This is a genomic window from Yersinia aleksiciae (assembly GCF_001047675.1).
Classification (GTDB): domain Bacteria; phylum Pseudomonadota; class Gammaproteobacteria; order Enterobacterales; family Enterobacteriaceae; genus Yersinia; species Yersinia aleksiciae.
In genome coordinates this window covers 2,220,510-2,245,059 of the sequence record NZ_CP011975.1, presented here as the reverse complement: position 1 = coordinate 2,245,059, position 24,550 = coordinate 2,220,510, and the positions used below count along the sequence as shown (strand labels likewise).

The following is a 24,550-nucleotide window of genomic DNA, read 5'->3' as shown; positions in this document are numbered from 1 at the left end:
TTTTCTGCTGTAAAGAGTGTTTACGGTGATGAATGTCTACGATACATAATGAATACGCAGCTACAGAGCGCAAAATAGACAATATAAGTCGCCATATAGGCTTGTGCCGCGCCCAACGAGCCATTCATTGGGATTAACCAATGGGCAAACCCGGTCAACAGTAAGAACTGGCTCACTTCCGTCAAAATGTAAAAGCGCAGCGAGGCTTTGGCAATAACCAGATAGCCGAACACGTACGACCCCACTTTCAACACATCACCCACCAGCTGCCAAGCGAAGAGATCACGCATCGCCGTGAACTGATGTGAGAACAGCAGCCAGATAGCAAAGTCACGTAACAGCCAGACCATCAGACTGGCGGTCGCCACTGCCGGTAAGACAAATTTCAGTGAGCGCAGAATTTCGCGGGAAATATCTGCTTTCGCTTTGAGTCGCGACAGTGTTGGCAGCAAATAGACGGTAAATGACGCCGTAATAAATTGTAGATAAGCATCGGAAATACTGCTCACCCCTTGCCAGATCCCCACCGCATCCCAGCCATATTGGTCAGCCAGCAAGTTTCGCATCATCACGTAGGCTACCGGCAAGGTCACTGAGGTAATCAGCGCCATGATAGTAAATTTGCCTAAATGGCTGGCGATGGCTTTATCCCAGTTCAGTTTGAGATAGCTCAGCGGAATGGTTTTACGGCGAATCAGCATGGCTGCCGCAGGGATCACCACCAGCGCAGGGACCAATGCCAAGCCCACTAATGCGCCGGGATACCCGCCAATGCGGAAGCAGATATAGTAAGCCACCACCCCAATCAGGCTGCCGCCGATCACCGCTAACGCATTGCCCATCGCATCGCGATAGCCTTTGAGGATCGCCAAGAACAGGTTAGCGTAGGCAATCCCCATCTGGATAAGCGCTACCGCGCGCACCACATTCTGGAAATCACCATGACCAAATAACGCTATACTGACGGGTTTCGCCGCCAGCAGGAAAATCAGTGCCAGCAGTGTCGAGAACCCCAGCACAATGGCGGATGAGGTACCTAGAACCGCGCGCAGACGTTCAGGTTGCTGATGATATTCAGCAACATATTTGGTAATTCCGTTAAAGATACCCGCGCCAGAGAGCACGCCTAATACCGTAATTAGCTGGCGGAAATTCCCCGCCTGCCCAACACCGCTGGGGCCAAAGGTCACCGCCAGCAGTTTCACCACTAACAGCCCTACGCCGATCTTAATCAGCGTAGAGCCAGCAGTCCAAATCGATGCTTTTGCCAGAGACATATCAGGCGAAGTAACTCAGAACAGTATCAATGACCGTTTTCTGATTGATATCAGTCAGGTTATAGAAGATGGGCAGGCGAACCAGACGCTCACTCTCTTGGGTGGTAAAGCGATCTTCACCCGCCATGCGGCCAAACTCTTCACCCGCCGGACAAGCGTGCAGTGGAATGTAGTGGAAGACCGCCATGATCTCAGCTTCTTTTAGGAAGCTGATAAATTTAGAGCGATCGTCGATGTCGCGCAGTTTGAGGTAAAACATGTGCGCATTTTGTTCTAAATCGGCTGGAATCACCGGTAAATCAATGCGCCCAGCATCAGCCAGCGGCTTGAAGGCATTGTAATAGGTATGCCACAGCGCCAGACGGCGTTCGTTAATTTGTTGCGCAGCTTCCAACTGGCCCCACAGGTAAGCGGCCTGTAAATCAGACATCAAATAGCTGGAGCCAATATCACGCCAAGTATATTTGTCAACCTGACCACGGAAGAACTGGCTGCGGTTGGTGCCTTTTTCGCGGATGATTTCCGCGCGGTCAATCAGTGACGGGTCATTGATCAGCGTCGCGCCGCCTTCACCGCCTGCGGTGTAGTTCTTGGTCTCATGGAAGCTAAAGCAGCCAATATGACCAATAGTGCCCAGTGCTTTGCCTTTGTAGGTGGACATCACACCTTGAGCGGCATCTTCGACCACAAACAGATTATATTTTTTCGCCAGCGCCATAATGGTATCCATCTCGCAGGCAACACCCGCGTAGTGGACCGGCACGATCACTTTGGTTTTATCGGTGATCGCCGCTTCAATCTTGGTTTCATCGATATTCATGGTGTCTGGACGGATATCAACAAACACCATTTTCGCGCCACGGAGCACAAAGGCATTGGCCGTCGAAACGAAAGTGAAGCTTGGCATGATGATCTCATCGCCAGGCTTGATATCCAGCAATAATGCCGCCATCTCCAGCGAGGCGGTGCAAGAAGGTGTCAGTAAGACTTTCGGGCAAGCGAAATGCTGCTCCATCCACTGCTGACAGCGGTGGGTAAATCCACCATCACCACATAATTTCCCACTGGCCATCGCGGCCTGCATATAACCCAGTTCAGTACCCACTACCGGTGGAGCGTTAAATGGAATCATTTTATCCCCTGCATAACCAATACGCGGTGCTCTCAATCGACGCACCACTGCGAATATAAAGACGCAAAGCAGCAATATTGCTCATCTGCGTGGCCACCCGTAACCGTGGTAACCCGTGACGATGGCACCACTGCTTGGCCGCCAACATTAATGATGTACCTATACCTTTACCCTGCGAATCAGGGAATACCCCTAACAGGCCGATACGTGCGCTGCCATCTTGCAGATCCCGTAACGTCACAAAACCCGCAGGCTGCCCCAACGAATTCATCACCAATAAGCATTGATGATCGAAGGTGCCCAATACCGCCTTTTCAGCCCACAACGCATAAAATCGCCCGCTGTCTTGTGGGTCATACCAAGGTGCGCGAAAACGGCTTAATGCGAAGGTGCTAGCAGCGACACTGCGCAAGAGCGGAATATCCGCAGCAGTGGCGACCCTAGATTTGTCATCTGCCTCAGGTATAGCATTTTCCGTGCCAATCCCGGTGTTGATATCGACGGCCAGTGACAGATCGACTTCCCCTTCAACTAATTTGAAGCCGAGTTGACCAAGGGAATCAATGAGATCAAGGCGATGGGTAGGCACTTTGGCTTGGGTAAGGGTATAAGCATCCAACTCAGCCGGATTAAGTTGCGGGGCTGAGTCGGAGAAAATCAGTTTTGCACTGCGGCGCTGGAAAAATTCACTTTCCCAGGCCAAAGGCTCAATACTGGCGTGGACGGGCATGTAACAGATCCAACAAATATTTGCCGTAACCGGTTTTGGCTAGCGCGGTGGCTGCGCGTCTTACGCCGTCATCATCCAGCCAACCATTGCGCCAGGAGATCTCTTCCAGACAGGCGATTTTGAAACCTTGCCGTTTTTCAACGGTTTGCACAAAGGTGCTGGCTTCAATCAAGCTGTCATGGGTGCCGGTATCCAACCAAGCGAAACCACGGCCTAACAGTTCAACGGTGAGCTCACCGCGTTCCAGATACATCTGGTTGATGCTGGTAATTTCCAACTCACCACGGGAAGAGGGCTTAACCTGCTTAGCGAAGTCAACCACCTGATTGTCATAGAAATAGAGCCCAGTCACCGCCCAATTGGATTTCGGCTGGCTCGGCTTCTCTTCGATAGATAAGGCGCGGAAGTTGTCATCAAACTCCACCACACCAAAACGTTCTGGGTCCATGACCTGATAGCCAAACACTGTCGCCCCGTGCTCACGGGCCGCCACGGCTTTCAGTTTCGGGCTAAAGCCTTGACCGAAGTAGATATTATCGCCCAGCACTAAGCAGCATGGTTCATTACCGATAAACTCTTCGCCGATAATAAAGGCCTGCGCCAGCCCATCGGGGCTAGGTTGTGCGGCATAACTCAGATTAATACCGAACTCGTCGCCATTACCCAGCAAGCGCTGGAAAGATGGCAGATCTTCTGGCGTCGAGATGATCAGGACATCACGGATCCCAGCCAGCATCAGCACTGACAGCGGATAGTAGATCATCGGCTTGTCATAAACGGGAAGCAGTTGCTTAGAGACGCCACGGGTGATGGGGTGCAATCGGGTGCCAGAGCCACCAGCGAGAATTATGCCTTTCATTCGATCTCCTGAAACATACAATCTCCTGAAACCATCAGGCAGATGTTATACATCGGCAAAAACATCATGCAACTTACTGAATGACGTCATCCCAATGATTGATAGACTCCGAACCTATCGTCAGTCACGCAACGAGATACCCGTCAGCTTTCCAGGCCTAGACGCTCACCGGCGTAAGAACCATCCTGAACACGACGCCACCAAGATTCGTTATTCAAATACCACAGTACGGTTTTGCGGATGCCACTTTCGAAGGTCTCCTGTGGCCGCCAGCCTAGCTCACGCTCAATTTTTCCCGCATCAATGGCATAGCGCATATCGTGACCCGGCCGGTCTTTGACGTAGGTAATCAAGTCATGGTATTGAGTAATACCCGCAGGTTTTTCTGGCACCAGTTCGTCCAGCAGCGTACAGATAGTTTCAACCACTTCAATATTTTTGCGCTCGTTATGACCGCCAATATTGTAGGTTTCACCCACCACACCTTCGGTCACCACTTGATACAGCGCTCGCGCGTGGTCTTCGACGTACAACCAATCACGGACTTGTGCGCCATTGCCATACACCGGCAGCGGTTTGCCCGCCAAGGCATTCAAAATCACCAGCGGGATCAATTTCTCAGGGAAATGATACGGACCGTAGTTATTTGAACAGTTGGTCACCAGGGTCGGTAAGCCATAGGTTCGTAACCAGGCGCGGACTAAATGGTCGCTGGATGCTTTAGAGGCCGAATAGGGGCTGCTAGGCGCATAAGGGGTCGTTTCGGTAAACAGATCCTCGGTGCCATGCAGATCGCCATACACTTCATCGGTTGAGATGTGGTGGAAGCGAAACGCCAGTTTGGCCTCAGCACTGAGTTGCTGCCAGTAGTGACGCGCCGCCTCTAACATGGTGTAAGTGCCCACCACGTTAGTTTCGATAAAGGCCGCTGGCCCATCAATTGAGCGGTCAACGTGACTTTCCGCTGCCAGATGCATCACCACATCCGGCTGATATTGTGCAAAAACGCGGTCTAACTCAGCGCGATCACAAATATCGACCTGCTCAAATGCATAGCGCTCGTTTTTTGCAACCACCGCCAGTGACTCCAGATTACCGGCGTAGGTGAGTTTATCCACCACCACCACGCTATCTGGAGTGCCATCGATAATATGTCTTACCACCGCAGAGCCGATAAAACCGGCCCCACCTGTGACTAGAATACGTCTCAACGCCATACTCCTTTGGTGTCCACAATCCACGCTTGTTTCACATCTTCAGGTTTGATGGCCTTGAACTGGCTGTGATCGACCAACATCACCAGCACATCAGCCTGCTGTAATGCTGTTGCGGTATCTTTCAGGGTCACGTGGCCTGCCAGTGATTTTGGCAGTTGCTCTACATTGGGTTCAACCACCAATGTTTCGCCGGAGTGCCATTCAGCGATCAAATGAGCGATTTCAACGGCTGGGCTTTCGCGCAGATCGTCAATGTTTGGCTTAAAGGCTAAGCCAAAGCAGGCAATTTTCACTTCAGACGCGCGTTTGTCCGTTGCGGCCAGACAATCGGCCACTGCCGCTTTCACGCGGTCAACCACCCACAGCGGTTTGCCATCATTCACCAGACGTGCGGTGTGAATCAGGCGAGCCAACTCTGGATTCTGGGAAACGATAAACCATGGGTCAACCGCGATACAGTGACCGCCAACACCCGGGCCGGGTTGCAGGATATTCACGCGTGGATGACGATTCGCCAGACGAATCAGTTCCCACACATTGATGCCCTGCGCGTCACAAATCAGTGACAGCTCATTAGCGAAAGCGATGTTAACGTCGCGGAAGCTGTTTTCAGTCAGCTTACACATCTCAGCGGTGCGGGAGTTGGTCACCACACATTCGCCTTCCAAAAAGATTTTATACAGTTCACTGGCGCGAGCAGAACATTTTGGCGTCATACCCCCAATCACACGGTCGTTCTGAATCAGCTCAACCATCACCTGACCCGGCAACACGCGCTCAGGGCAGTAAGAGATGTTCACGTCAGCATCTTCACCCGCATTCTGTGGGAAGCTCAAGTCTGGGCGGGCTTCAGCCAGCCATTGTGCCATTTGTTCAGTGGCACCCACTGGCGAGGTGGACTCCAGAATGACCAAGTCGCCCTTTTTCAGTACCGGTGCGATAGATTTAGCGGCGGACTCAACATAAACCATATCGGGATCATGATCGCCTTTAAAAGGTGTCGGCACGGCAATAAGAAACGCATCTGCGGCCAGTGGCTTGGTCACCGCCTGAAGGTAGCCCCCTTCAACCGCAATTTTCACCACTTTGTCTAAATCGGGTTCGACAATATGGATCGCGCCGCGATTAATGGTTTCAACAGCATGGGCGTTGACATCGACACCAATCACTTTCTTCTTGCGCGAGGCAAACGCAGCCGCCGTTGGCAGACCAATATACCCAAGACCGATAACAGAAATAGTTTCAAAACTCATAGCGTCACCTGATGATTCTTTAAAGCTTCAAGGATGCGTTGACAGGCGTGCCCGTCACCGTAAGGATTATGTGCCCGAGTCATCTGATGATAGGCAGATTCATCAGTCAGCAAGCGGGTCACTGCATCGACTATCTTATTAATATTAGTGCCCACCAGCAGAACCGTACCTGAATCGACAGCTTCCGGACGCTCGGTGGTATCCCGCATAACCAAGACCGGCTTACCTAATGAAGGGGCCTCTTCCTGAATACCACCGGAATCCGTCAAGATCAGGTAGGCGTGATTCATCAGGTAAACGAATGGTAGGTAATCTTGCGGGTCGATCAGAATGATATTATCAATCCCTTTCAGGATGCGGTTGACCGGCTCACTGACGTTAGGGTTGAGATGCACCGGATAAACCACCTGCACTTCAGGGTGTTTACGCGCAATTTCCGCTAAGGCGCTGCAAATCCGCTCAAAACCACCACCAAAACTCTCGCGGCGATGGCCAGTGACCAGAATCATCTTTTTACTGGTATCGAGGAACGGGTAACGTTGCGCCAAGCTAGCCCGCAGTTCCGGGTTGTTCATCACCCGATCACGGACCCAAAACAGCGCGTCGATCACCGTATTACCGGTCACGAAAATGCGGCTATCTGGCACCATTTCACGTAACAGGTTTTGCCGAGAATTCTCCGTCGGCGCAAAATGGTACATAGCAAGGTGGCCCGTCAGTTGACGGTTGGCCTCTTCTGGCCACGGGGAGTAGAGATTCCCGGTGCGCAAACCCGCTTCGACATGGCCGACAGGAATGCGGTGATAAAACGCAGCGAGACTGGTCGACAGTGTCGTGGTGGTATCACCATGAACTAAGATCACGTCTGGCTTAAACTCAGCCAGCACCGGCTTTAACCCCTCCAGAATACGGCAGGTTATTTCCGTCAAGTCCTGTCCCGGTTTCATGATATTCAAATCATAGTCCGGCTGAATCTCGAATAAACGCAGCACTTGGTCCAACATCTCACGATGCTGAGCCGTCACGCAAACTCGCGATTCAAAGGCTTCATCCTGAGCCAAAGCATGCACCAGAGGAGCCATTTTAATGGCTTCAGGCCGGGTGCCAAAAACAGTCAACACTTTCACAGTGAATCTCTTTAAGGTCAGTTAGCCGCAGACAACGCCTGCAAGTTGGACGCACGATGCGCCCATTAGCGATTTATACGCTTCTTACCTGACGTCGCAGCATGACTTTTTTTGTCTGGCTGCAACGCCAATTTATTAAGATCTAAACCACACGGCCAATTACGGCTGTGTGCTGGTGCGACGAACCAATACCACACCTGCGCCGACCAATGCCCCAATCGCGCCCCACATAATCAGTAGGAATACACGACGTGGACTATCGCGAGTCACTGGATCTTCCGGTGTACGCAAGTAGCGGTAAGTTTGGAATGTTTTATCCAGTGTCGGACCCACATTCAAGGTTGCCAGCATGGCGCGGTTTTGATCGTAATCGATATCAAAACTTGGGCCGGTAGCCTGCAATGTCTCTAGACGAGCTTCAAGCATTGGCTTGCCTAACATAAACATTTTGGAGTCTGGCAACTGCTCAGCCGGGGTATCCGTTTGATTACGGTTAATCCCTTGCTGGCTCGCGACTTTCAATGCTTGTTTCACCGCAGTCACTTCACGATCAAATACCGCTTGTGCCACCGCTTCCTGCCGTTTGACTTGTGCTTTCATTGATTGAGTACGAGCAGCCCATGCCCCCTCAATCTCGTCATTCAAATGGCTGGCCGCACGTTGGCTGGCAAAATCAATGTAACTGCGAAGTAATTTGTTGGAATCTGTCGCCGTTTCTGCCGTCAGCTTAATGCTGTCGTTCAGTATTTTTTTGTCATCACGCGGAGTGAAAACAATGTTATTCACCAGCTCATCCAGTAATGCCGCGTCTGCTTTGGCATCACCTTCCAACCGTTGCTTGTAGTAATCACTTTGTAGCCAGAACTCACGACGGGTGTCGTAGGCCGCTAACTGGGTAATAAACTCGCTGTAGGCCTCGTCAGAAATTCCCGGCTGCTCACTGGCAACACCGCTATTAATCCGGGTATCCAGATTACGCAAAAATTGCTGCTGAGAATAAAAGCCACCCAGATTATTGACTGTTGGTCGGTCAGTAATGGCCGTTGCGCTCCACTGTTGCTTCACCAGATAGGACACCCCTACCGCCAGTGCAGCGAAAAGAATGGCCATACCGATAATCCACACCTTGCCACGCCAAAGCGTGCGGCACAGGCTACGGAGATCTAATTCGTTATCCACAGTAGGCTCATTATGGGTAGATCCTGTTTTATCCGACGACATAGATTCTGATTTCATCACTGCCTAAAAGCCTCTGATTAAGATTCATGCTTATTTTGCGATGCACGACGCATCCGGCGTTTCATACGCTTGATAAAACGCGCCACTCGCCATGCCCGTTTGATGCAGTAGTCGTACAACAGAAATGCAAGCAAGAATAATGCCAACATGACCCATTCAGGGATAAATGTTAGTCGTTCGCCAATAACACCTACCGCCGCTAACAGCGCCGCAGCCAGAGTGATTAAGACAAAAGCCTGCCGTGAGGTAAAACCCGCACGCATAATTAAGTGGTGGATATGCTGACGGTCTGGGGAGAAAGGGCTCATCCCTTTACGTAAGCGCCGATACATGATGGCGATCATATCCATCAATGGTATGGCGATAATCCATAATGCGGTAACCGGATTAATCGGGTGTGAATTCCCTTGAGTGGTTTGCAGCAGCATCCAAATCGCCGTGAAACCAATCAAGGTGCTACCAGCATCGCCCATAAAGACTTTATAGCGACGCCCTAACAACCCGAGGTTAAGCAAGATATACGGCAGGATCGCGGCAATCATGGCGAAACACCATAGTGCCAATGCCATCTGCCCGCTTTGATAGAGCAAAATACCCATCGCGCCGAAAGAGACGCAGGAGAGGCCGCCGAGCAAACCATCAATACCATCCACCATATTGAAGGCATTGATTGCCGCCCATACCGCGAACAGCGTCACGACATAACCGAAAGGCCCTAATACCATTTCCCATGGGCCAAAAGTATGCCCTAGGCTGCGCAAATAAAGCCCCCCGATCGCCATCATGGCGATGCCGACCAGTGCTTGAACAAAGGCTCGGATTTTTACGCTGATATCAAAACGATCATCTAACGCACCGACAAATACCAATAATCCGGCGCAGCCAAGATATAAACGGAAATGGGGGATCTGCTGATTGGTAACCAGAAAAGTAAAGCAAATACCCGCAAACACAGATATGCCACCCACTAATGGGATCAATCCTTGGTGGCGTTTACGATAATTAGGTTTATCGACTAATCCAATTCTCTTGGCAACTTTGCGAGCAACAAATAAAAATGCCAGAGAAAACAGGAAGATAACAAATATTTCAGTACTCATAGTGAGTAAGTTCACGTTTAACCGCTCTCTGCAAATAGATACAACAGCTTAGCATGTAGGTTGGCGCAAACCATGCCTTAGCCACGCTTTCAGTTATTTCTGAATATGATGACAGTCTTGCTTGTTATTCCCAACTCTATTTTTGGTATTTTCTCGCTGCCAGTGAGAATAAATATCAAAATAACCGTTAGTTCGATCTTGTAATCCGCTGAATGAATAGCAAACCCGAGTATCCTATATTCCAAAAGCAAAAAACGCCACGACTGAGCGTGGCGTTTTAACTAATTCCGAGAAACTTACGAACGTCTCATATTATCGAAGAACTGATCGTTTGTTTTTGCTGTTGCCAGCTTGCTGATGAGGAACTCCATCGCATCGATTTCACCCATTGGATGAAGGATACGGCGCAAGATCCACATTTTTTGCAGCTCTTCAGTGGTTGTCAACAGCTCTTCTTTACGTGTCCCTGAGCGGTTGAAATCAATGGCTGGGAAGACACGTTTTTCCGCAATTTTGCGGGACAGGTGCAATTCCATGTTGCCGGTACCTTTAAATTCTTCATAGATAACTTCATCCATTTTAGAACCGGTATCAACCAACGCGGTAGCAATGATAGTCAGGCTTCCGCCCTCTTCAACATTACGTGCAGCACCAAAGAAACGTTTTGGACGATGTAAGGCATTCGCATCCACACCACCGGTCAGTACTTTGCCTGAGGCAGGTACCACGGTGTTATAGGCACGGGCTAAACGGGTAATGGAGTCCAGCAAAATGATAACGTCTTTTTTGTGCTCAACCAGACGTTTTGCTTTTTCAATGACCATTTCAGCAACTTGAACGTGACGGGATGCAGGTTCATCAAAGGTAGAAGCAATCACTTCGCCTTTAACCAGACGTTGCATCTCGGTCACTTCTTCCGGACGCTCATCAATCAGCAAGACCATCAATACGCAATCAGGGTGGTTGTAAGCGATGCTGGTTGCGATGTTCTGCAACAGCATGGTTTTACCCGCTTTAGGCGGTGCCACAATCAGACCACGTTGACCGCGACCGATTGGCGATGCCAAATCCAGGACACGGGCAGTTAAATCTTCTGTCGAACCATTACCACGTTCCATGCGCAGACGAGAGTTGGCATGTAATGGGGTTAAGTTTTCGAACAGGATTTTATTACGGGCGTTCTCCGGTTTGTCATAGTTAACTTCGTTAACTTTCAACAATGCAAAATAACGCTCACCTTCTTTAGGCGGACGAATCTTACCGGCAACGGTATCACCAGTACGGAGGTTGAAACGGCGAATTTGGCTTGGGGATACATAGATGTCGTCAGGACCGGCGAGGTAGGAGCTGTCAGCAGAGCGGAGGAAACCAAATCCATCCTGCAATATCTCCAATACACCGTCACCGAAGATATCTTCTCCACTTTTCGCGTGCTGCTTAAGAATAGAGAAAATAATATCTTGTTTACGCATCCGGGCCAGGTTTTCCAGCCCCATATTTTCGCCAAGTGTTATCAGATCAGAAACCGGCGTGTTCTTTAATTCGGTAAGATTCATAATGGTGGGTTCTTAAACTCGGGGTATGTCTCGAACTATGGTCGTGAATGGTATGGCAGCGTCATCCGTGCCTGTTTAATGGGACATTCAATCACCGGCCTTAGGCAAACTACGTAAGTCATCACTTACGCGAGATTTGCGCGACACAACGGTAAAAAGATTGAAGGTGCCTTCGACTGATTTTGTAAAACCGTTAGACTGTCAAAAAACTGATTGAGTTCATAATTATTCTCAACACACATTATTTCGACATAGAGTAAAACGTTAGATTTAAACTTTTTAGATGCTACAGACTATTTATTAGATACTAAAGAATAAGCTAGATGCTACAAACCTGGACTCTGTACACAGGAATGTTTTATGCGCAGTGGAGTAAACTTAACACGCTTCTTTGCAGGCGTCTAGCGGTCAGTGTGAGAAATCACAACCGCCACTAAACTCCCCTACGTCCTTGACGCCACAGCGACGTTAGCGGCACTGACTCACCCGAATCACTGACCTGAGTCAGCTCATCGGGCTTTGTTCGTTTGCTGCCGTGCTGCAACGCCAATAACTTGGGTTATCGGCGGCTAATTACAGATTGGCATCCAAGAATGCTTTTAACTGGCCTTTAGACAATGCACCCACCTTGGTGGCGACCACTTCACCGTCACGGAACAATAACAATGTCGGGATACCACGGATACCATACTTAGGTGCCGTGCCCTGATTGTCATCAATATTCAGTTTAGTGATGGTCAGTCTGCCTTCGTACTCTTCAGCAATTTCATCCAAAATCGGAGCAATCATCTTGCACGGACCACACCATTCAGCCCAGAAATCGACCAGAACCAGGCCGCTGGCTTTCAGCACGTCAGTGTCGAAGCTTTCGTCACTCAGGTGAATAATTTTATCGCTCATGTTCTACTCCAAAGGATTGTGTCTACCTCGTTGGTGTAGCATTAACCAACAATAGGATGACTTTATTTCACCGGATACGCTTTCGTAAAGCAATAGTTAGCTGATATTCTACCACACTATGAGCAAAACACACTTGACCGAACAGAAGTTTTCCGACTTCGCCCTGCACCCGCTAGTTATTCAAGCCCTTGAAAACAAAGGGTTTGAGTATTGCACGCCGATCCAGGCGTTAGCATTGCCACTCACCCTCTCTGGGCGTGATGTAGCGGGTCAGGCGCAAACAGGAACCGGCAAGACGCTAGCTTTCTTAGCGTCTACTTTCCATTATTTGCTTTCTAACCCCGCTGAAGAGGGTCGCCAGACTAATCAACCACGCGCTTTGATTATGGCACCAACGCGTGAATTAGCCGTGCAAATCCACTCCGATGCAGAGTCACTTTCCCAGATGACCGGGCTGAAATTAGGCTTGGCTTATGGTGGTGATGGCTACGACAAACAGCTTAAAGTGCTGGAAAGTGGCGTTGACATTCTGATCGGGACGACTGGCCGTTTAATCGATTACGCTAAACAAAATTATATTAACCTCGGTGCGATTCAGGTTGTGGTCTTAGATGAAGCCGATCGGATGTACGATTTAGGCTTTATCAAAGATATCCGCTGGCTGTTCCGCCGTATGCCTTCCGTTGATAAACGTTTAAACATGCTGTTCTCTGCCACCCTCTCGTACCGGGTACGTGAATTGGCCTTCGAACAGATGAACAATGCAGAATATGTTGAAGTGGAACCGTTACAAAAAACCGGCCACCGCATTCAGGAAGAGCTGTTCTACCCTTCAAACGAAGAAAAAATGCGTCTGCTTCAGACGTTGATTGAAGAAGAGTGGCCAGACCGCTGCATTATTTTTGCCAATACCAAGCATCGTTGCGAAGAGATCTGGGGCCATCTGGCGGCTGACGGCCATCGTGTTGGTTTACTGACCGGTGATGTCGCGCAGAAAAAACGCCTGCGGATTCTGGAAGATTTCACCAAAGGTGATTTGGATATTCTGGTTGCGACTGACGTTGCCGCTCGTGGTCTGCACATTCCACTGGTGACCCACGTCTTCAACTATGATCTGCCTGACGATTGCGAAGACTATGTTCACCGCATTGGTCGTACCGGCCGTGCTGGCGAAAGTGGTCACTCCATCAGCCTGGCATGTGAAGAGTACGCACTAAACTTACCGGCTATCGAGACTTACACCGGCCATAGCATTCCGGTCAGCAAATATAATAGCAATGCGCTATTAACCGATTTACCAGCACCAAAACGTCTGGCCCGTACCCGTACTGGGAATGGCCCACGCCGTAACTCTGCCCCACGTCGTAGTGGTGCACCACGGAATAATAACCGTAAGCGACCGAGCTGATAAAACGATGCTAAGTTCCACCTCACTTTATGCTGCCATCGATCTTGGCTCCAACAGTTTTCATATGTTGGTGGTACGTGAGGTGGCAGGGAGTATCCAGACACTGGCCCGAATCAAACGGAAAGTCCGTCTGGCGGCAGGTCTGGATAGCCAGAACCACTTATCACAAGATGCGATGGAACGCGGTTGGCAATGCTTGAAGCTTTTTTCAGAGCGTTTACAGGACATTCCTCGGGATCAGATCCGCGTGGTCGCTACGGCTACCCTGCGTCTGGCCTCTAACGCTGAGGAATTCCTGCAAACTGCAACCGAGATCCTCGGCTGCCCCATTCAGGTCATCAGCGGTGAAGAAGAAGCTCGGCTGATTTATCACGGGGTAGCGCATACTACCGGTGGACCAGAGCAGCGTCTGGTGGTCGATATTGGCGGCGGCAGTACGGAACTGGTGACTGGCAATGGCGCGCAGGCAAATATTTTAGTTAGTTTATCAATGGGTTGTGTCACTTGGCTAGAGCGCTATTTCGGCGACCGCAACCTGGCAAAAGAGAATTTTGAACGTGCTGAACTGGCCGCACATGAGATGATCAAACCGGTCGCGGCGCGTTTTCGTGAGCACGGCTGGCAAATCTGTGTCGGGGCTTCGGGTACGGTTCAGGCCCTGCAAGAGATCATGGTCGCCCAAGGCATGGATGAGCTAATCACCTTGCCCAAATTGCAGCAACTCAAGCAAAGAGCCATTCAGTGCGGCAAATTGGAAGAGTTAGAAATTCCCGGTTTAACACTGGAACGGGCGCTGGTTTTCCCCAGTGGCTTGTCTATCTTGATTGCGATATTCCAAGAGTTGGCGATTGAGAGTATGACACTGGCGGGCGGCGCACTGCGCGAAGGGCTGGTCTATGGCATGCTTCATTTACCGGTTGAGCAGGATATTCGCAGTCGCACTATCCGCAATTTGCAGCGCCGCTATATCCTCGATACCGAGCAAGCCAAGCGTGTCAGCAAACTGGCCGATAACTTTTTGCTACAGGTCGCAAAAGAGTGGCATCTCGACAACCGATGTCGAGAGTTATTACAAAATACCTGTTTGATTCATGAAATTGGCCTCAGCGTCGATTTTAAGCGCGCTCCCCAACATGCGGCTTACCTGATCCGCAATCTGGATCTCCCCGGTTTTACCCCCGCGCAAAAGTTACTGCTCTCTGCGCTCTTACAAAATCAGTGCGATACCCTCGATCTGACGCTGTTAAATCAGCAAAATGCCTTGCCAGTGGATATGGCGCAGCACCTGTGCCGTTTGCTGCGTCTGGCGATTATTTTTGCTAGCCGTCGGCGGGACGATACACTGCCAGCCGTCAGATTGTCGGCCAAAGGTGAAACACTCTATGTGCTGCTGCCTCAGGGCTGGCTGCAACAGCACCCTTACCGAGCGGAAGCTTTGGAACAAGAAAGTCATTGGCAGAGCTATGTCCAGTGGCCCCTCTTCCTTGAAGAGTTTAACTAATTCTTTGCTGTTGGGCGGCTCCGGTCGCCCTCTCATTCTCTCCTCCCCCGACCCTCTGAGTGACTCCCCACAAAACCATCAGATTGTGATCGCCTTCAGTTTAAAAAAGAAACATTGTGTGTATTTTTATAAAACAGCGTTTCTTTTTAATAAGGGATCACAATGCGATTAACGTTTCAACGTCCATATACCGCCAGTCTGTTGGTGATAATGTCCAGTCTGATGGTCTGCACCCCTCTCGCAATGGCCGCTAAATCAAGTCACCACGACGCCCCTCAACAGCTACAAGTCCCCACTCTCGCTTATGACGAGAGCAGTATTGTGCTGGTATGGAAAGCCCCAGAAGACACCCGGAAGATTGTCGACTATCAAATTTACTCTGCGGGTAAATTGCTGGGTAAAGCCAGTGATAACAACGATAAATTCTCCCCCGCCAAGCCCTATATCGACCACTTCTATGCTAATGATAAAGACGATTTCCAGCATAAAATTGTGCTACAGAACTTCACCGTTGATGGCTTGAAACCCAACACCCGCTATCAGTTTACGGTCAAAGCCCAGTACGCCGATGGCTCGTTATCTGCCGCCAGCACCCCGATTAATGCAAAAACCACGGCTAAGCCACAGATTGTGAATGTGCGTGACTTTGGTGCCATCGGCGATGGCAAGGCATTGAATACCAAGGCTATCCAGCAAGCCATTGATAGCTGCAAACCGGGTTGTCGGGTCGAGATCCCCTCCGGCACTTACAAAAGTGGCGCGCTGTGGCTGAAAAGTGATATGACCCTCAATCTGCAAGCGGGCGCAACACTGCTCGGTTCAGAAAACCCGGATGACTATCCCGCCGGTTACCGCCTCTACCCTTACTCCACGATTGAGCGCCCAGCCTCACTGATCAATGCTATCGACCCCAATCACAGCCAGCCCGGCACCTTCCGCAATATCCGCATTACCGGATCGGGGATCATTGACGGCAATGGCTGGCAAAGAGCCAAAACCGCCGAAATTACCGATGAGTTAGGCCGCCCGCTGCCGCAATACGTGGCGAGCAAAAACAGTAAAGTGCAAGAAGATGGCATTTTGGCGAAAAATCAGGTTGAGAAGGCCGTTGCCGAGGGCATGGATTTAAAAAATGCCTACGGTCAACGCCGCTCCAGCCTGATGACACTGCGTGGGGTAGAGAATGTTTATCTGGCGGGTTTCACCGTCCGTAACCCCGCTTTCCACGGCATTATGAATCTGGAAAACCACAATGTGGTGGCGAACGGCTTAATCCATCAAACCTATGATGCGAATAATGGGGATGGTATTGAGTTCGGTAATAGCCAGAATGTGATGGTGTTTAATAACTTTTTTGATACCGGTGATGATTGCATCAACTTTGCTGCCGGCACTGGGGAAAAAGCGCAACAACAAGAGCCCATGAAAGGCGCATGGCTGTTCAACAACTACTTCCGGATGGGACACGGTGCCATTGTGACCGGCAGCCATACCGGTGCCTGGATTGAAGATATTCTGGCTGAAAATAATGTGATGTACCTGACTGACATCGGCCTGCGCGCCAAGAGCACCAGCACGATTGGTGGCGGTGCACGTCAAGTTACCTTCCGCAATAACGCGATGCGTGATCTGGCGAAACAAGTGATGGTCATGACACTGGATTATGCCGACAGCAACGCCAACATTGATTATCCACCGGCCAAGATCCCTGCCCAATTCTATGATTTCACGTTAGAAAATGTGACAGTGGATAACACCACCGGCAAAAGTGCATCAATTGAGATCAAAGGGGATACGGCGAATCAAGCTTGGCACCGGTTAGTGCACGTCAATAATGTGCAGTTAAAACAGGTCGCCCCAACCGCCATCAGCGACTTACGAGACAGTGAGTTTAACAAGGTGATCTTCACGGAACTGCGCGGCGAGACGCCATGGCATTTCAGCGACGTGAGAAACGTCACTGTTGATGGCAAACAGGTCACCCCATAATCAGGCTACGAATGGGCAGTACACCACCCATTACTGTTTTTTGGCGTTAGCTAACTGAGCACGAATATTGGCCAGATGACTCTGGCCTTTTTGCATCCGCTCTTGTGGGCTAACCACTTGGCGCTCATTGTCCCACTTCAAATCATCCTGCGGTAACTCCATCAGGAAACGACTGGGTTCTGGGCGAATCAACTCACCATACTGCCGCCGCTCTTTGCACAAGGTAAAGAACAGCTCACGCTGGGCGCGGGTAATCCCCACATACGCCAACCGCCGCTCTTCATCGACATTATCTTCGTCGATGCTACTTTGATGCGGCAGTAACCCCTCTTCCATGCCGACTAAGAACACGTAAGGGAACTCCAGCCCTTTGGAAGCATGCAGCGTCATTAACTGCACTTGATCCAGCTCGCCGTCACTCTCCCCCCGCTCCATCATGTCGCGCAGGGTAAAGCGCGTAACAACCTGCGTCAGCGACATTGGCTCATTCAGCTCAGACCCTTCCAACATTTCGGTCATCCAACTGAAGAGTAGATTGACGTTCTTCATCCGCATCTCTGCAGCCTTCGGGCTAGGCGAGGTTTCGAACAGCCAGCTCTCGTAATCAACACCGTGGATCAGATCTCGCACCGCCGCCACCGGCTCGCGTTCCACTAACCGAATAATGCCTTCCATCCAATGGGTAAACCGCTGCAATGACTCCAGACCCCGGCCTTTTAGATGCTCACCCAATCCCAAATCGAAGCTGGCACGAAAGAGGCTTTTATTACGCAGATTGGCCCATTCACCCAGTTTCTGGATGGTCGCTGATCCTATCTCGCGCTTTGGTGTATTAACGATGCGCATAAATGCACTGTCATCATCCTGATTGGTCAATACTCGCAAGTACGCCAGCATATCTTTGATCTCTGGCCGTGAGAAAAACGAATCGCCACCGGAGATACGATAAGGGATACGGTTTTGCATCAGCAACTTTTCAAACAGCCGCGACTGGTGGTTACCGCGATACAAAATGGCATAGTCACTGTATTGCGTCTTTTTAACAAAGTGATGGGCGATAAGCTCACCGACCACGCGCTCGGCCTCGTGATCTTCATTATTGGCGGTAATGACTTTTAACTCGTCGCCATATTCCAACTCAGAAAAGAGCTTCTTTTCAAAAACATGGGGGTTATTGGCGATCAAAATATTCGCGGCTTTCAGAATCCGGCCCGAGGAGCGATAGTTCTGCTCCAGCTTAATCACCTGCAACTGTGGGAAATCTTCATTCAGCAGCACCAGATTCTGTGGTCGCGCCCCACGCCATGAATAGATCGATTGGTCATCATCACCCACCACCGTAAAGCGCGCCCGACTGCCCACCAACAATTTCACCATATGATATTGGCTGGTGTTGGTATCTTGGTATTCATCGACTAACAGGTAACGCAGGCGGTTTTGCCAACGCTCTCGCACTTCTGGATTATTTTGCAGCAGCAATGTCGGCAGGGAGATAAGATCATCGAAGTCCAGCACATTACAGGCTTTCAAATGGGCGTCATATAAACCATAACAATGAACGAACAGCTTATCGCGCTCAGATCGTGCCAGTGCCGCCGCCGCAGCGGGATCGAGCAGATCATTTTTCCAGTTGGAGATCTGGGATATCAGCTGTTGCAGCAACGTTTTATCGTCTTCCAACCACTTGTGGGTCAGATCTTTCAATAAACCCAGCTGGTCCTGCGCATCAAATAACGAGAAGTTAGACTTCATCCCCAACGCGACATACTCTTTTTTGATGATCTCCAGTCCCAATGTATGGAAGGTGGCAATCATCAAACCACGGGACTCTTTGCGCCCCAACGTCTGGGACACACGCTCTTTCATCTCACGCGCGGCTTTATTGGTAAACGTCACCGCGGCAATGTGCTTTGGCTGATAACCGCACTGGCGAATCAGATGGGCTATCTTGTTGGTGATCACGCGGGTTTTACCCGATCCCGCACCGGCCAACACCAGGCAGGGTCCAGTGACAAATTCGACGGCTTGTTGTTGGCTGGGATTTAATCGCATGGGTGCAGAGTCGCTCTGTGGGTTATCAGGGGAACAGGATTGTAGCAGAAAGCCGCCGCCGACAAAGAATCGCCTGTGCTTTTGAATTGTAAAACCCGCGCCACAGTGGCCCCATCACCAGAAAAATAGGCTACACTGGCGCGCTTCTAGACCCTAATGAAGATAACCTTCGTTTAAATAACATTGTGGTGATTGTGACTATGGCAAACAAAGCTTCTGCGCTGCACATTCTGGTAGATGATGAAAAGCAGGCAAACGATATTCTGGCACAGTTGAATAACGGTGCAGATTTCCAGGAGTTGGCGAAAAAATTCTCCAACTGCCCGTCAAAACGTAACGGCGGCGATCTGGGCGAGTTCAATAAAGGGGATATGGTCCCGGCTTTCGATAAAGCGGTATTTAGCTGCGAACTGCTACAACCTTATGGCCCGGTAAAAACTCAGTTCGGTTATCACATTATTAAAGTGCTATATCGTAACTAAGTTAGCAGTGCGCCTCCTTAATAGGTGGCGCAAATACCCACCATCAAAATAGCTATTAACATAGCAACCTATAATTAATAACATGACAATATTCCTACATATAATTTCCCCGCCAGCTATTTCTATACAAAATCTTTACTTAACTATATAAAACGTTCGATGAATTAATATCAAAAATAGCCTACATTTATGGGCCAAAACAGCCATAAACAAGCATTATCAATAAAAACAACAAGAAAGATCTTATTAATGAATTCATTCGATCATCTGTAACTGATTGTAATGCAAGAAATTATCCAAAATAATCCTTCAAAATACCAAAGGTAGGAATTTTCCCACATAAATTGGTTCTCTTGTCTTATGTGCAATAACAGCCACCTTCTATATTATTGTCGTCATCAAGTAAGGGATGCAGCGGGAATAAATAACCACTGAATCACTTTAAATGAAAACCCTTGTGGAAAGCTGACGAATATAATCGAATAACATTCGCCATATAGTCATTCACCACTTCATCTTTATTAAGTTAAATTCTCAATATTAATTAGATACCCATGAGAGTCTGACCTATTTTAAATTATCGCATTGGAGTTTCAAATGAATAAAATTACTTTGGCTATGGCATTATTCGCAGCAACTACCACCGCTTCAATGGCAGCAAGCAATAATACCATTACTTTCCAAGGCGAAGTCACAGGACAAACTTGTTCAGTTACCGTAAATGGCCTTGAAGCTAACCCAATGGTTTTATTGCCGACAGTATCAAGCACTGATCTGGATGCTTCAGGTAAAACAGCTGGTAAAACAACCTTTACTCTGGGTGTTTCTGGTTGTACTGCCGATGCCGCAGATATTGATATCAAAACTGTTTTCGTTGGTAATCAAGTGTCTGCTTCTGGTAACTTAAAAAATACCGGCACAGCGGCGAATGTTGAGCTTCAATTATTAAAAGACGCGACAACAACAACTGGTATCGATTTAAATAGTGGTTTGGCGCAAGATGGTATCGTATTGGAAGCAGGCAAAACTTCAGCAGAACATGATTTTGCAGTTCAGTACTTTGCTACTGGGCAAACAGCACCAGGTACTGTAGTTGCATCTGTACAATATGCGGTTTCTTACCTGTAATATCTGTACTATCGGGTGGGTGACCCACCCGATAAATTTCTACAGAGGATATACCCATCATGTTTAATACACATAGCTACAGCTTTCGTTATCTGTTCGCCACTTTATTAATGTTTATGGGTATCTCTTTTGCCAACGCCAGTGTCGTCATGGGCGGCAGCCGTATTATATATTCGGCGGGTGAAAAAGAGCACACAGTACAATTAACCAATAATGACAATTTTCCTAATGCTGTTCAGGTTTGGTTAGACAGTGGGGATGCTAAATCCACCCCTGAAACGGGCAAAGCACCCTTTCTTGTCACCCCTCCCTTCTTTCGTATTGAAGCCAACGCTGGCCAAACATTACGACTGAAATATACCGGCAGCGGCCTACCAACAAATAAAGAATCTGTATTTTATCTTAACTTTTTGCAGGTGCCGCCCGTCAATAAAGCAGAGAAAAACAATAAAATGTTAGTCCTGCTACGTAACCGTATTAAAGTATTTTATCGGCCTGAAGGCATTGTCGGCCGGGCTGATCAGGTTCCCAGTGCACTGACGTTTAGTGTCCGTCAACAAGGCAGTAATGTGGTTGTCACCGGAAAGAATCCAACCGGTTTCTTTGCCACTATTGCCAGCGGTGAAGTGGTGGGGAGTGGTAAAAATCTTAAAATGAAATCAGAGATGATCCCACCGATGTCTCAAGTTGAGTGGGTTATTCCAAATTCATCAGCCCCAGCTAATCCAGTTATTAATTTTCGGGTAGTTAATGATTTCGGTGGACAAGATGCCGGTACTTATCGGAGTTAATTGTCATGTTCCGGTAAAGGAATATTTATGGGTTTCGCACGCATTATTCTAAAAAAGAGATTTTCCGGACGGAAGAAAGCATTAACATTATGCATCAGTTTAATCCTACATGTTGATACAGTATTAGCGCAGGAAGAGTCACAGAATCTTGAGTTTGATGAATCTCTCTTTTTAGGCACCAATTTTGCCTCTGGATTGAATCAACTGAATAAAGAGAACTCTGCGACGGCTGGGGATTACGATGCTGTAGACGTCCTGATCAATAACAAGCAGTACAAGCGCATGACCATTAGATTTGTTAAAAATTCTGACTCTTCAGAGGTTTACCCCTGCCTGAGTGATGAGTTTTTAATGGGCGCGGGTATTGAATTAACTCCTAAAGCGGGGGTTACTGCCAAAGATCCTCAAGCTGCCGTGGCAGATTCAACTCCTCCTGACACCGCGTCTGAAAACGCGGCCGAGACCGCAACTGATGTCCCAACAGGGCAATGCGTGCCGCTATCTGAACGAGTCAGAGGGGCCTCCTTCCACTTTGATCAGGCCAAATTGCGCCTGGAACTCTCTATTCCACAAGCGGTATTGAAAAAGCAGCCTCGCGGCTATATCGAGCGGACGGAGTGGCAAGAGGGTGAAAAACTCGCCTTCCTCAACTACAGCACCAACTTTTATCGTAGCGAGACACAAGGTCAGCAAAGTAATACTTCTGATTACGGCTTTATTGGCATCAAGGGTGGCTTGAACTTAGGCTTGTGGCAACTGCGCCAGCAATCAAACGTGCGCTATGCCAGCAATACCAATAGCAGCGACACACAATGGAATAATATCCGCACCTATTTGCAGCGCCCTATCCCACAATTGGATAGTCAATTAACGCTGGGCGAAACCTTCACCGACAGTTCATTATTCGGCACCATGTCATTTCGTGGCGCGAAAATGGCAACTGACCAACGTATGTGGCCAGAATCAATGCGCGGCTTTGCACCAGAAGTTCGTGGTGTTGCCAGTACCAATGCCCGCGTGGTTATTCGCCAGAATGGGCAGGAAATATATGAGACCAACGTCGCCCCCGGCCCCTTTGTTATTAACGATTTATACAGCACCACCAGCCAGGGTGATCTCAATGTTGAGGTAATTGAGGCCAATGGTAGCCGCTCAACATTTACCGTGCCATTTAGCGCCGTGCCAGACTCAATGCGTCCTGGGGTGAGCCGTTATAATGCCGTTATTGGGGAATCACGCGATTTCACCGATATCGATAATTATTTCACCGACTTTACCTATGAGCGCGGGCTGACCAACCAGTTAACGGCGAATACCGGTGTGCGCTTAGCGCAAGATTATACGGCACTGCTCGTGGGCGGTGTTATCGGCACCTCGGTCGGCGCTTTTGGTCTGAACACCACCTATTCCCACGCCAAAGTTGAAGATGATAAAACGCAGGATGGCTGGCGGATGCAGGCCACTTATAGCCAAACTTTCAGTGAAACCGGCACTACATTCTCATTGGCGGGATATCGTTATTCCACCAAAGGCTATCGCGATTTAAATGATGTTTTCGGTGTGCGCTCAGTAGAAAAAAATGGCGGGACTTGGGATTCATCCACCTACCAACAGCGCAGCCAATTTACCACCACGGTCAATCAGAATTTAGGTCATTTTGGCCAACTGTATGCATCTGCTTCGACCAATGATTATTATAACGATACGCAACGCGATACACAGTTACAGTTGGGCTATTCCAATAGCTATCGGGATATCAGTTATAACGTGGCGATTAGCCGCCAGCGCAGTGTTTATACCTCAACACTGTATAACTGGGATACCGACGAGACCAATCCAACGACGACGACAACACGCTACGGTAATACCGAGAATATCGCGACCTTAACTGTCTCTATTCCACTGAATATTGGCAGCAAAAATCAATACTTATCGATGTCAGCCAGCCGTAACCCAAAAAGCGGCAACAGTTACCAGACAGCACTTTCAGGCACGGCGGGTGAACGAAATACCTTTAACTACTCCGTCAATGCCGGTTATGACGATAGCAATTTCGGCGGCAGCTCAAATACTTGGGGGGCGAATGTGCAGCAGCAATTCCCTAATGCCACGGTTAATGGGAGCTATTCTCGCGGCAATAACTACACCCAATATGGTGCAGGTGCGCGCGGTGCCGCGGTCATCCATAGCCAAGGCCTGACACTGGGGCCATATTTGGGCGAGACGTTTGGCATCATTGAGGCGGACGGTGCTCAGGGCGCAGCAGTGCGTAATGCACAAGGGGCGAGAGTTGATAGCAACGGTTTTGCCTTGGTGCCTTCATTAACACCGTATAATTACAATACCATTGGTTTGGATACCAAAGGCATTAACCGCAACACTGAACTAAAAGAGAATCAGGGCCGCGTTGTTCCGTATGCTGGGGCCGCAGTAAAAGTGAAATTTGAAACACTGACCGGTTATGCGGTGCTGATTCAGACCCAAACGACGGGGGATGACGGGTTACCACTGGGTGCCGATGTCTATAACGGCAAAAATGAGCTGGTCGGTATGGTGGGTCAGGGCAATCAGATCTATGCACGAGTCAAAGACAAAGAAGGTTCACTCTATGTTCGCTGGGGTGAAAACAGCAGCGACCAGTGCGAATTGCCTTATGCATTTGCATCTAAAGATACTGAGCAAGATATTATCCATTTAACAGGCAGTTGCCGCCGTTAACGATGTGAGAAAAATAATGTTAAGACCAACAGCGCCATTAATATCTTACGACGTTTCGCGGGCAGCCACTGCTGCCTATTCCCGCCGCCAG

Annotated in this window: 19 protein-coding genes; 7 read left to right on the top strand and 12 right to left on the bottom strand. The window is 49.2% G+C overall.

What is annotated here, in order from left to right:
• Positions 1-20: 20 nt before the first annotated feature.
• The 11 genes from wzxE to trxA form a co-directional block, all read right to left on the bottom strand.
• Positions 21-1,277 carry a lipid III flippase WzxE gene (wzxE, locus tag ACZ76_RS10100; RefSeq protein WP_048618827.1) on the bottom strand — a complete coding sequence of 419 codons (1,257 nt, stop codon included), beginning with the start codon at positions 1,275-1,277 and terminating at the stop codon, positions 21-23.
• 1 nt (position 1,278) lies between these two features.
• A complete protein-coding gene (gene rffA / locus ACZ76_RS10095; RefSeq protein WP_048618826.1) occupies positions 1,279-2,409 on the bottom strand; it encodes a dTDP-4-amino-4,6-dideoxygalactose transaminase in 1,131 nt (376 codons plus the stop codon).
• Between the two features lies 1 nt (position 2,410).
• A complete protein-coding gene (gene rffC / locus ACZ76_RS10090) occupies positions 2,411-3,139 on the bottom strand; it encodes a dTDP-4-amino-4,6-dideoxy-D-galactose acyltransferase (RefSeq protein ID WP_048618825.1) in 729 nt (242 codons plus the stop codon).
• On the bottom strand, positions 3,117-3,998 hold the full coding sequence (rfbA, locus tag ACZ76_RS10085; RefSeq protein WP_005275694.1) for a glucose-1-phosphate thymidylyltransferase RfbA: 882 nt from the start codon (positions 3,996-3,998) through the stop codon (positions 3,117-3,119). The genes rffC and rfbA overlap by 23 nt, the downstream gene beginning before the upstream one ends.
• A gap of 143 nt (positions 3,999-4,141) precedes the next feature.
• The gene (gene rffG, locus ACZ76_RS10080) at positions 4,142-5,215 is read right to left on the bottom strand and encodes a dTDP-glucose 4,6-dehydratase (protein ID WP_172684444.1); all 1,074 of its coding nucleotides are present in this window, start codon (positions 5,213-5,215) and stop codon (positions 4,142-4,144) included.
• Positions 5,206-6,468 carry a UDP-N-acetyl-D-mannosamine dehydrogenase gene (gene wecC / locus ACZ76_RS10075; protein ID WP_048618824.1) on the bottom strand — a complete coding sequence of 421 codons (1,263 nt, stop codon included), beginning with the start codon at positions 6,466-6,468 and terminating at the stop codon, positions 5,206-5,208. The genes rffG and wecC overlap by 10 nt, the downstream gene beginning before the upstream one ends.
• Complete coding sequence (wecB, locus tag ACZ76_RS10070) at positions 6,465-7,595, bottom strand: non-hydrolyzing UDP-N-acetylglucosamine 2-epimerase (protein ID WP_048618823.1); 1,131 nt, start codon at positions 7,593-7,595, stop codon at positions 6,465-6,467. Before wecB ends, wecC begins: the two co-directional genes overlap by 4 nt.
• A 159-nt stretch (positions 7,596-7,754) precedes the next feature.
• The gene (gene wzzE / locus ACZ76_RS10065; protein WP_071840494.1) at positions 7,755-8,831 is read right to left on the bottom strand and encodes an ECA polysaccharide chain length modulation protein; all 1,077 of its coding nucleotides are present in this window, start codon (positions 8,829-8,831) and stop codon (positions 7,755-7,757) included.
• Between the two features lie 20 nt (positions 8,832-8,851).
• Positions 8,852-9,949, bottom strand: a complete 1,098-nt coding sequence (gene wecA / locus ACZ76_RS10060) for a UDP-N-acetylglucosamine--undecaprenyl-phosphate N-acetylglucosaminephosphotransferase (RefSeq protein ID WP_072081099.1) — start codon at positions 9,947-9,949, stop codon at positions 8,852-8,854.
• A gap of 281 nt (positions 9,950-10,230) precedes the next feature.
• Positions 10,231-11,490, bottom strand: a complete 1,260-nt coding sequence (gene rho, locus ACZ76_RS10055; RefSeq protein ID WP_004704159.1) for a transcription termination factor Rho — start codon at positions 11,488-11,490, stop codon at positions 10,231-10,233.
• A gap of 573 nt (positions 11,491-12,063) precedes the next feature.
• Positions 12,064-12,390 carry a thioredoxin TrxA gene (gene trxA / locus ACZ76_RS10050; protein WP_004877077.1) on the bottom strand — a complete coding sequence of 109 codons (327 nt, stop codon included), beginning with the start codon at positions 12,388-12,390 and terminating at the stop codon, positions 12,064-12,066.
• Positions 12,391-12,508: 118 nt separating this feature from the next.
• Between trxA and rhlB the strand changes: the two genes are divergently transcribed.
• The 3 genes from rhlB to ACZ76_RS10035 all read left to right on the top strand — a co-directional run bounded on the left by rhlB (position 12,509) and on the right by ACZ76_RS10035 (position 17,288).
• Entirely contained in the window at positions 12,509-13,798 is a 1,290-nt protein-coding gene (gene rhlB, locus ACZ76_RS10045; RefSeq protein ID WP_048618820.1) for an ATP-dependent RNA helicase RhlB, read from the top strand.
• 7 nt (positions 13,799-13,805) lie between these two features.
• Positions 13,806-15,299 (top strand): exopolyphosphatase, encoded by a 1,494-nt coding sequence (gene ppx, locus ACZ76_RS10040; RefSeq protein ID WP_048618819.1) that lies wholly within the window; start codon positions 13,806-13,808, stop codon positions 15,297-15,299.
• 162 nt (positions 15,300-15,461) lie between these two features.
• Complete coding sequence (locus ACZ76_RS10035; protein WP_048618818.1) at positions 15,462-17,288, top strand: glycosyl hydrolase family 28 protein; 1,827 nt, start codon at positions 15,462-15,464, stop codon at positions 17,286-17,288.
• 30 nt (positions 17,289-17,318) lie between these two features.
• Here the strand turns inward: ACZ76_RS10035 and rep are convergent, their stop codons facing one another.
• On the bottom strand, positions 17,319-19,340 hold the full coding sequence (gene rep, locus ACZ76_RS10030) for a DNA helicase Rep (RefSeq protein WP_048618817.1): 2,022 nt from the start codon (positions 19,338-19,340) through the stop codon (positions 17,319-17,321).
• A 200-nt stretch (positions 19,341-19,540) separates the two neighbouring features.
• Between rep and ppiC the strand changes: the two genes are divergently transcribed.
• From ppiC to ACZ76_RS10010, 4 genes are all read left to right on the top strand, one after another.
• Entirely contained in the window at positions 19,541-19,822 is a 282-nt protein-coding gene (gene ppiC / locus ACZ76_RS10025) for a peptidylprolyl isomerase PpiC (protein ID WP_005275718.1), read from the top strand.
• Positions 19,823-20,419: 597 nt separating this feature from the next.
• Positions 20,420-20,950: a fimbrial protein gene (locus ACZ76_RS10020; protein WP_048618816.1), complete on the top strand. Its 531-nt coding sequence runs from the start codon at positions 20,420-20,422 to the stop codon at positions 20,948-20,950.
• Between the two features lie 59 nt (positions 20,951-21,009).
• Entirely contained in the window at positions 21,010-21,741 is a 732-nt protein-coding gene (locus tag ACZ76_RS10015) for a fimbrial biogenesis chaperone (protein WP_048618815.1), read from the top strand.
• A gap of 27 nt (positions 21,742-21,768) precedes the next feature.
• Positions 21,769-24,459: a fimbria/pilus outer membrane usher protein gene (locus ACZ76_RS10010; RefSeq protein WP_048618814.1), complete on the top strand. Its 2,691-nt coding sequence runs from the start codon at positions 21,769-21,771 to the stop codon at positions 24,457-24,459.
• The last annotated feature ends 91 nt before the right edge of the window (positions 24,460-24,550 follow it).